Origin of the sequence: Paenibacillus gorillae (assembly GCF_000513275.1) — a bacterium.
In the GTDB taxonomy this organism is placed as follows: Bacteria; Bacillota; Bacilli; order Paenibacillales; family Paenibacillaceae; genus Pristimantibacillus; species Pristimantibacillus gorillae.
In genome coordinates this window covers 1-5,953 of the sequence record NZ_CBVJ010000090.1, presented here as the reverse complement: position 1 = coordinate 5,953, position 5,953 = coordinate 1, and the positions used below count along the sequence as shown (strand labels likewise).

The window sequence follows — 5,953 nt, the reverse complement described above, 5'->3', positions numbered from 1 at the left end:
CGCAGTTGGGGAAGCTAGGTTCTCCAACTGCGAAATTTAGTTCGCTGTAGCGCCTACCGGCAGCCATTTACGCTTGTATAGCGAAATTTGATTCGCTCTTTAGCGAAGCAGATTCGCTGCTGCTATGCCTTAACAAATCAAAATGTAAAAGTGCAGGCTGACTAGCCCAAAACGTGAGAGTAGGTCGGAAGGGAGGGGTTAGTTCGTAGAAAACTTCCGATAAGAACAATAACGAACCGCCTTCGCAAATTAGCGAAGGGTAGTTCGCAAATGTTACTGTAAACAGGCCGATTTGGGCAGCTTCAGAGCATTAGCGAAGAGAATTTCGTTGTTGGAGAAGCTAGGTTCTCCAACAACGAAGTTTAGTTCGCTGTAGCGCCTACCGACAGTCATTTACCATTGTATAGCGAAATTTGCTTCGCTCTTTAGCGAAGCTATGTTATAACAAATTAAAATGTAAAAGTGCAGGTTGTCAGCCGTAATTACGGCGATTTTTCACATCAAAATGCAATGCAAATGTGCAGGTTGTCAGCTACACAGACACAACTGGTATCACAGTTGTACAGTGTAGCGCACGTAACCTAGCCAATTCCTCACATGCAAAAAAGCCGCGCAAGCGGCTTTTACGTTACATCCATTCTTCTCCCCATGCTTGAATCGATTCAATGACCGGCTGAAGCTTAAGTCCTTTTTCGGTCAATTCATATTCGATCCGAACAGGCATCTCTGGAAAAACAGTTCGTTTGACAATGCCTTGCGACTCGAGTTCCTTCATGCGATCGGTCAGCATTTTATCGCTCATGTCGGCAATTTGTCCTTTAATATCTTTGAACCTCTTCGGTCCGCCAAGAAGCACCCGAATAATAAGGCCCGTCCATTTCTTGCCTAATACATCTACCGCAGCCTCATACCTTGGGCACATTGTTGTATAATCCAACTCGATCACCCCGCTTTCTGTATACCTATTGTAGCATATGTACTTAGGAAAAGTAAGTTGAATTCCTTTTGAAGTGAATTTAAATATTTTTAATTAATATACTTGACTTAAGTAAGTAACTTAATATATTATTAGTCCAACGAAAGCAAAACAAATTTGAAGGGTGAGATTTTATATGCTAGACACGGGGTTATTAATTATTCGGGTAGTTATTGGACTTTTGATGGTGGGTCATGCGACGCAGAAATTGTTTGGCTGGTTTGGCGGATACGGACTTAAAGGTACAGGAGGCTGGCTGGAGTCGATTGGCATGAAGCCGGGGGTACCGATGGCACTTGCAGCCGGTCTTATAGAAGTGGGCGGAGGCTTGTTGTTCGCAGCTGGTTTTGTAACATGGCTTGGGGCAGCTCTTATTATCGTTACAATGCTGATTGCAATCATAAAAGTTCACGGTGCTAACGGCCTGTGGGTGACGCAGAACGGCTACGAATACAATTTAGTATTGCTGGCTATAGCTGTAGGCGTGGCGTTCACAGGTGCAGGCGCTTATTCGATTGACGCTTTACTTTCTTAATTCCGTATATAAAAAAACAGCCTCCGCAGGATGAAACGCTGCTCCTCTAATCGGGCAGCGTTCATCGGAGCCAATTACTGGCTCGAGAGGCTGTTTTCTTGTGTTTAGATGCGAATAATGGCGAGTCCAGCAATCATGCAGGCAAATGCAGCCCATTGCACGGCATTTAACCTTTCTTTGTATACAAGAATGGCGCCTAACGCGACGACTAAGCTGTTGGTTGCGAAGATAGGGGCTGCCAGATTGGCGGGTCCTGTAGTAAGAGCGACAGTGTATAAGTGCAGTCCGCCGTAGGAGAATACTCCAGCCAAAAGCCCAAGCTTCAATCCAGTTGCCGCAGCCTGCCTGTCGGCGCGAGCTTGCAGCAGCGGGCGAATAAACCAGAGCAGTGACAAAGCGTAGCCAATAAATAGAACCGGAGCGCTTGGCAGCCCAAGCTCCTCTGTTATTTTCAGTCCGCCATTGCGAAAAGCGAACAGGATAACTGCGACACCAACAAGAATGAACCAGCGTTTCTCAAGAGTAGTTGAACTTGAATTGTTTTTCTTATAGGAAATCATCGCTACCGCCAGCAAGAGCAGAGCAATGCCAATGGCTTCACTCCAATGGATGCGCTCTCCGTATACGAATGTTCCCAAGGCCACGACCAGTACAATATTCAGATTGGTCAGTGGGGAGGTCAGACTGGCAGGGCCATACTCCAACGCCTTCATAAAAATCGCGTTGCCGATCGCCGAGCCAGCTCCAATAATGCAGCCCGCTATCCATATCCGGTAATCGGCCAGCAGGCTAATTGTTCCTTCCACAGCGGCATGAACGCCAAACCCGGCTGTTCCTGATACATAAAGGCCCAGCAGCAGGACATTGGCATTTCCGCCGCGCATTTGGCTTACTTTCATCCACCAGCCGGCCAGACCAAAGAGCACGGCACTGCTAATGGCAATTGCCAGCCACATCATCGTCAATCAACCTCCGAAGTCACAAAAAATCAAAATTTGTTACACAAATGAAATAGTACTGTTACGGTGTGTACATATTAATGGGCTATTATAATAAACAAGACCCCCTTTTAATATATCCTTTAGGACCTGCGATCGCGCGGGTCCACTTTTTTTGTCCGGAACCTAATAAAAAGGAAAGGGCCTGCTGTTCCCGGTAATCGGGTCGGCAGAGCCCTCTCATTGTTACAAGCTTAGATTGGAACGATGATTTTTTGTTTTCTCCGATAGAAGACCCACTGTTTAAAGCCGATCTCCTTCAAGCGCTTCTGCACAAGCTCCCACTCATCGCCAACCCGTCCAGGAATATGCGCATCGGATCCGAAGGTTACATTCACTCCAAAATGAAGTGCCCGTTCCAAAATTTCATCCGAAGGATACCAGCCGCCTACATCCTTAGTGCTGCCAGAGGTGTTAATTTCGATCGAAACATCCTCGTCTGCAATGACCCGCAATGTCTCGTCGATGTCTGCAGGGGCAGGAATTTCGGAAAATTGCGGATAGTAGCCCTTCATCGCATCGATATGGCCTAACACCTGGAACAGTCCCGTGCGCGCGGATTGACGGATCAGATCATAATACAGCTGTTTTTCCTCGATATGACGTTTCTCCGATAGACCTTTCCAACGATTGCGGTTGAAAATGCTTACTCCGCTAACCTGATGTACGGACCCGATAATATAATCGAACGGAATTTCTGCGTATGCCTTGCGGTAACTATCGATATATTCTGGGAAAAAGTCCGACTCCATGCCCAGCAATACCTCAATACGGTCCTTGTATTGAATCTTCAACCGTTGAACTTCTTCAATATAGCTAGCGAATTCGCTGCGCGCCATTGCAATGCCGGGAAACGGCTGGTCGTCCTCATGGGCGAAAAAAGGAGAGTGATCAGAAATGCCGATCACTTGAAGTCCTGCGTCGATGGCAGCTGTCACATAGTCTTCAATCGTTCCAACCGCATGGCCGCAACGTTCATTATGCGTGTGTAAGTCAAATTTCATGTCGTAGAACCTCCTCCGGCAATGACGGATAATGGAATAAGAAAGCTAGGTCTCTCACGTAACGTAACCGTTAAATGCATTATTCGCTGCTGATGAATTGATGCTCCGGCATGCCCTTTAAATCGCTCAAAAACTGCTGCATTGCAGTATTTAAATATTTGCCGGATTTATAGACGACGCCTACCGGATGGGTAATCTCCAATTCAGTTACCTTAATCATGCGGAGAGAGCCCCGCTTTAATTCATTGGCAATCGAAAGCTTGGATACCACGGCTGCGCCAAGATTAATCTCAACCATCCGTTTAATTTCTTCGCTGCTCGACAGTTCCATGACGATGTTCGGCTGTATGTTGTATTTGCGGAAGATGCGATCCAAAAACCGGCGCCCTAACGTATCCGGAGCCAGCATAATAAAAGGGATATCTTTGAGCGTTTCAAATTTCGTATGTGTGAGATGGCTCAAGGGATGTGCAGGCGATACGACCAGTTCGAAGGTATCGAAGTATAGGGTGGAAGAATCAACATGCGGCGGTTTATCCGTCAAGTATGTAATGCCAATATCGACGCTGCCGTTCTCGACACTAGTCATTACCTGTGAAGAGGGCATGGTATGAATCGTTGTTTTAATAAGCGGAAACTGGTTTTGGAAATAAGACAGTACCCTGGGCAAAAGCTGAATGGCAATGGAAGAGGTTGTTCCGATTAGTATATGCCCTTGCGGGGTAGAGCTTAGATCTGACAGCTTCTGTTTCAGTTCCTCAACAATCGATAGCATGCGTTCCGCATGTTCGAGGAATACTTGTCCATGATCCGTTAATGTGACGGGCTGGTTGCGGTCGATTAACACGGTTTTGAATTCGTCCTCCAGCGTTCGAATCTGGGCGGACACTGCTGGTTGCGTCAGGTTCAGTAATTCTCCGGCCTTGCGGAAGCTCATCGTTTTGGATATGGTGAGGAGCGTCTCAAGCTGGCTGATATTCATCTCAATCCCCCCTTTGGAAGATATGCGCTTTGACATTCATTATATTTATTATAATGGAATTGGCGGCATTCAGCAAAAAAATGGGGATACCATTTGGGTAAGCTGTCCCAAAATGGTATAATGAATGGATACCGATAAAGATTAAACGGTTACTATTTGTTGAAAGGTACGGGTGCTACAATGGCGAACATTTATGGTAATTTGACAGAGCTGATCGGCAATACACCATTGCTAGAGCTGGCTAATTATACGAAGCGGGAACAGACTGGAGCTTCGATCGTGGCGAAGCTTGAATATTATAACCCTGCCGGCAGCGTGAAGGACCGGATTGGCTTCGCGATGATCAAGGACGCGGAGGAACGCGGCATTTTGAAGCCGGATTCCGTCATTATTGAGCCGACTAGCGGCAATACCGGTATCGGTCTTGCTTTTGCAGCGGCGGCGCTAGGCTACCGGCTGATCATTATTTTGCCGGAATCGTTTAGTGCGGAGCGGAGAAAGCTGCTTAAGGCGTTAGGGGCCGAGCTTGTACTTACTCCTGCTTCGGAGGGCATGATGGGTGCGATCAAGAAAGCGGAAGAGCTTGCTGAGGAAATTCCGAATGCATTCATTCCGCAGCAATTCGAGAATCCGGCGAATCCGGCCATTCACAAAAAGACAACCGCTGAGGAGATCTGGAAGGATACAGACGGCGCGGTTGATATTTTTGTTGGCGGCGTAGGCACTGGCGGTACGATCTCCGGTGTTGGCGGCCGGTTGAAGGAGCTCAAGCCATCGGTGCAAATCGTAGCGGTCGAGCCGCACAGCTCCCCAGTATTGTCAGGAGGTACCCGCGGTGTTCACCAGATTCAAGGTATTGGAGCCGGCTTTGTGCCAGGCAATTTCAATGGCGACGTGGTGGATGAGATCATTACAGTGAAGAACGAGGAAGCGATTCTGACTGCACGCCGTTTGGCTAAGGAAGAAGGGCTGCTCGTGGGCATTTCCTCTGGCGCAGCAGTTAAAGCGGCAACGGAACTGGCCAAACGGCCGGAGAACAAGGGTAAAATGATCGTCGTTCTGCTCCCGGATACGGGAGAGCGCTACTTGTCGACCAACCTGTTCGAGGAAGACTAGGCTCAGCAGACGAATACGAAACAAAAAGCACGAATGGCCGCTGTAGTTATACGGTGGCATTCGTGCTTTTTCTTTTCGGTATGGTTGGTGCTAACAATGAATAAACATCGCTTGAGTAATTGCCAAATGAATCAAGGAAATATCGTCAACATCACGAAAGCCTTATTTACTCAAAATCGGGCTTGCCACCAATGCACTTTCTCCTCGATATACTGCCAAACTGCAAAAATACATTTTGATGAAGGCAAAACAATCAAAAATCGCGTTCAAAATGCAAAAATGCAGTTTGACGGGTCCAAAACCGCCAAAATGAGGCGAAATGAACCAAACAAACTGCACTTT

At 47.2% G+C, this 5,953-nt stretch carries 7 protein-coding genes and 1 pseudogene; 3 read left to right on the top strand and 5 right to left on the bottom strand.

Translation table 11 applies throughout. The features are described 5' to 3' along the window. Positions 1-628: 628 nt before the first annotated feature. Positions 629-937, bottom strand: coding sequence for a winged helix-turn-helix transcriptional regulator (locus tag TY10_RS15500; RefSeq protein WP_042165257.1), 309 nt, complete (start codon positions 935-937; stop codon positions 629-631). A gap of 175 nt (positions 938-1,112) precedes the next feature. Here TY10_RS15500 and TY10_RS15495 point away from each other — a divergent pair, with 175 nt between their 5' ends. Next, positions 1,113-1,511 (top strand): DoxX family protein, encoded by a 399-nt coding sequence (locus TY10_RS15495; RefSeq protein ID WP_042165255.1) that lies wholly within the window; start codon positions 1,113-1,115, stop codon positions 1,509-1,511. A gap of 104 nt (positions 1,512-1,615) precedes the next feature. Here TY10_RS15495 and TY10_RS15490 read toward each other — a convergent pair whose 3' ends face one another. The 4 genes and pseudogenes from TY10_RS15490 to TY10_RS15480 form a co-directional block, all read right to left on the bottom strand. Then, complete coding sequence (locus tag TY10_RS15490) at positions 1,616-2,071, bottom strand: EamA family transporter (protein WP_475099890.1); 456 nt, start codon at positions 2,069-2,071, stop codon at positions 1,616-1,618. A gap of 3 nt (positions 2,072-2,074) precedes the next feature. Beyond that, a pseudogene (locus TY10_RS32670) lies at positions 2,075-2,467 on the bottom strand (EamA family transporter); the annotation flags it as partial. 236 nt (positions 2,468-2,703) lie between these two features. Further along, a complete protein-coding gene (locus tag TY10_RS15485; protein WP_042165253.1) occupies positions 2,704-3,513 on the bottom strand; it encodes a histidinol-phosphatase in 810 nt (269 codons plus the stop codon). Between the two features lie 79 nt (positions 3,514-3,592). Further along, positions 3,593-4,495: a LysR family transcriptional regulator gene (locus tag TY10_RS15480; protein ID WP_042165251.1), complete on the bottom strand. Its 903-nt coding sequence runs from the start codon at positions 4,493-4,495 to the stop codon at positions 3,593-3,595. 180 nt (positions 4,496-4,675) lie between these two features. On the opposite strand from TY10_RS15480, the gene cysK reads away from it, so the two are divergent. Beyond that, complete coding sequence (gene cysK, locus TY10_RS15475) at positions 4,676-5,611, top strand: cysteine synthase A (RefSeq protein ID WP_042165249.1); 936 nt, start codon at positions 4,676-4,678, stop codon at positions 5,609-5,611. 126 nt (positions 5,612-5,737) lie between these two features. Next, the coding region (locus TY10_RS31605) for a hypothetical protein (RefSeq protein ID WP_042165247.1) at positions 5,738-5,953 on the top strand (216 nt) is incomplete at its 3' end.